The 2988-nt window shown below is 37.7% G+C and carries 3 protein-coding genes; all 3 read left to right on the forward strand.

The window, feature by feature from the left end; all coding sequences use genetic code 11:
- Window positions 1–198 precede the first annotated feature (198 nt).
- Entirely contained in the window at window positions 199–1470 is a 1272-nt protein-coding gene (locus MXE28_RS11325; protein ID WP_226974692.1) for an MFS transporter, read from the forward strand.
- Window positions 1471–1731: 261 nt separating this feature from the next.
- A complete protein-coding gene (locus MXE28_RS11330; RefSeq protein ID WP_021842383.1) occupies window positions 1732–1941 on the forward strand; it encodes a hypothetical protein in 210 nt (69 codons plus the stop codon).
- Between the two features lie 254 nt (window positions 1942–2195).
- Window positions 2196–2585 (forward strand): hypothetical protein, encoded by a 390-nt coding sequence (locus MXE28_RS11335; RefSeq protein WP_021842384.1) that lies wholly within the window; start codon window positions 2196–2198, stop codon window positions 2583–2585.
- Window positions 2586–2988: the final 403 nt, after the last annotated feature.

Genomic DNA, 2988 nt, shown 5'->3' on the forward strand with positions numbered 1-2988 from the left:
AAAGACCCTTATAGGGTCAGAGCAAACCACCCGTTCTACGGGTGGTTATGATTTTGTACTTTATGAGTTACCGCAAAATGATGGGACTCATTAAATACAGCCCAAAGTATAAACCTGTTATTGGAACAGAGTTTTAATAATCTTTCAGCAGGTAAAACTATAATGGTGTGATGATAGCGAAAAAGGAAGGAGATGTCTATGGGTCAGGACGGACAAAAAAATAGTACTCATCAAACTAATGCAGCGGGTACTCATGATATGGGGGATATGATGTCATCGAATCAGCAGCAGGCAGCGGAAGAAGGTAAAATTTGGTCAGCGGAATTTCTCGGTTGCGGCCTAAGCAGTTGTCTTTACTATATGAGCCAATATATATTGATTGCGGGCTTGCCTTTAATTATTACCGGGGTCTACGGCGGGACGGCCTTCCAAGCCGGTATGGCTATGACGTATTTCCAGATTGGTACAATTCTTTGTCGGCCCTTTGCCGGTGAAATTATAGACGGTTTTGACAAACGTAAAGTACTCTTTGCCACAACCGGTATTTTCCTGCTCATTATGATAGCCTTTAACTTTACACAGTCTATGGATTTAATCTTCTTTTTGCGCTTATTGCACGGTATGATTTTTGCTGTCGGCACGACGGCGGTAGCGGCAGTGGCCGTTTTGGTATTGCCGAAGCATCGCAAAGGGGAAGGGATAGGTTATTTTTCCGTATTCGTTAATGTGGCCATGGTTATCGGACCGTTTTTAGGGCTGACTATTCTGGATTTATGGGATAAGAATGCCTACTTTATCTTTTTAAGTCTTTGTGCTTTGTTGAGTTTTTATGTGGTTAATCGTAAACAGCTCGATGAGTCTTTGGCTCTGCCGCAATTAGCTAAAAAACGGCCTTGGAATTTTGATCGTTTCTTTGAGCGCACTACCTTGCCATGGGCTATCATCGGTGTTTTTATCAGCTTCACCTATTCCGGTGTATTGGTATTTGTGCCGATTATGCTTACTGAGATGGGGCAGGGTACTATGGCCAGCATTTTTTTCGTATTATATGCCTTAACCATTGTGGTAACTCGTCCGTGGGTAGGGCGGGCTTTTGACCAGTTGGGCGCGAATATATTAATTTATCCGGGCTTTCTCCTTTATGGTATCGGGATTATCATATTGAGTTTGGCCACTACGCCGTGGTGGATTATAGCATCAGCGCCAATTATCGGTCTTGGCTACGGTGCCATCAGTCCGGCCTTTCAGACATTGGGTGTTCAAGCGGCTGCTCCGGAACGAGCCGGTGCGGCTAATGCAACGTACTTTTTATCGCTGGACATTGGCGTAGGTTTAGGCTCAGCCCTTTTAAGTTTAGTCATCGGCTGGGTCGGCTTTGAATTGATGTATCAGCTTAATGCAGCCATCGCCATTGTGGGGCTCCTAATTTATCACTTCTATGTGAAACGTTTTTATCAACGTTTGGCGTAAAAATATAATAGTCATAATCAATAAACCGCAACATTAGATAATAGTTATATTACTGATTGTTGCGTTTTTTTTATGTAATGAGTTGTAACTTAGTTCTTTGACGGAAGAATACATACAAAAAATATTGAAGTATGAATAGATTGTTGTAAGCTGATATTCATAAGCAAAAATAAAAAAATAATTTTTATATTGAAAAAAATAGAAGAAGTTGTTATTATGATGGTAGCGAGTATGTGTTATTAAGAAATGGGGGTATTTCTTATGTCAGACATAAAAAAAGTAGAAGATCGCTTATTAGAAAAAGAAACAGAACGCCTTAATACCATCAAAGATTCTTTGAATTTGGGTGAAAAACACCCTGAAGAAGAAAAGGTTGAAGTTGATACCGGTAATAAGGTATATGACAAACTTTTGGAAAAAGAAATTAAACGTATGAATGTACAGGAAGAAGAATTAGGTTTAAAGAAATAATATTGGCAAATAATTGCTGAATATTAAGAAACATAACAATTAGCAGGATTAAGAGGCTGTAACTATATAAAGCATTAAGCTATATATCAGTTATGGCTTCTTTTTTTATAACTACACATTATGTTTAATCACTTTTTGAGATAAAATTTATAAAATTAGTTGATAAAGTTTATTTTTTATAATATTATATTTAGTAGAGAATCATTTTCTATTTTTTGTTAGTGTATAGTATTTTGAAAAAAGAGGTGGAGCGTATGAAACTTTGGAAAAGTGCAGTTCTTGCGTTAGGTGTGTTTGGTGCTTTAACTTTTGGTGGTACATTTGAAGTAAATGCAGCTGATTGGTACTACTTGGGTGAAAATACTGATGGGGAGCAATACTCGGTCGATAATAGCTCGGTTGTAAAAGATGATCGGGTAGCTACCATGTGGATTCGTGTAAATGAAACCAATGGCGAACATTATTTAGAGTTGGTTCGTATAAATCGTGTTAACTACACTATGCAAACCTTAGATGTAAAACCTTTCCATGCTGATGGCACACCATATGCAGCGGATGAGTTTTATTTTGATAATACAGTAGATACAATTCCTGAAGGCAGTATGGGTGAAGAGTTGTTCTACCTCGTGTGGGGGAAGAAATAGTTTCTTACTCACAGCAATGTACAGAATGCAATAAAGTAAACAATTAAGAATACATAGCCGATTGCCTGTGAGGTGTCGGCTATTATATTCTTGTTTTAAAATTTTCTGAAAAAAATTAAATTAGGGGTTGACGTTCCCCTTATTAATTTGGTAAGATAGTCAAGTCGTCAGTTGAAGACGACAAACAACACTGAGTGTTGTGAGTAGCCTGAATGTTTAAATCTCGTAAATAACTTGTAAAAAAGTTATTGACAGAATAAAACAACGGTGTTACAATATAAAACCGTCAGAGATGACGGTGACTGAATCGCAAATCTGAAATGCGTTAAGTGCAATGAAGATTAAGCGAGCAGATCTTTGAAAACTGAACAATGTAAGGTAATCATTTTTAACGAAATGAACA

Origin of the sequence: Veillonella sp. KGMB01456 (assembly GCF_023051165.1) — a bacterium.
In the GTDB taxonomy this organism is placed as follows: Bacteria; Bacillota; Negativicutes; order Veillonellales; family Veillonellaceae; genus Veillonella_A.

Excerpts from the sequence above, each read along its gene's own strand:
- MXE28_RS11325 (WP_226974692.1), top strand. The coding sequence starts at position 199 with ATGGGTCAGGACGGACAAAAAAATAGTACTCATCAAACTAATGCAGCG.
- MXE28_RS11330 (WP_021842383.1), top strand. The coding sequence starts at position 1,732 with ATGTCAGACATAAAAAAAGTAGAAGATCGCTTATTAGAAAAAGAAACA.
- MXE28_RS11335 (WP_021842384.1), top strand. The coding sequence starts at position 2,196 with ATGAAACTTTGGAAAAGTGCAGTTCTTGCGTTAGGTGTGTTTGGTGCT.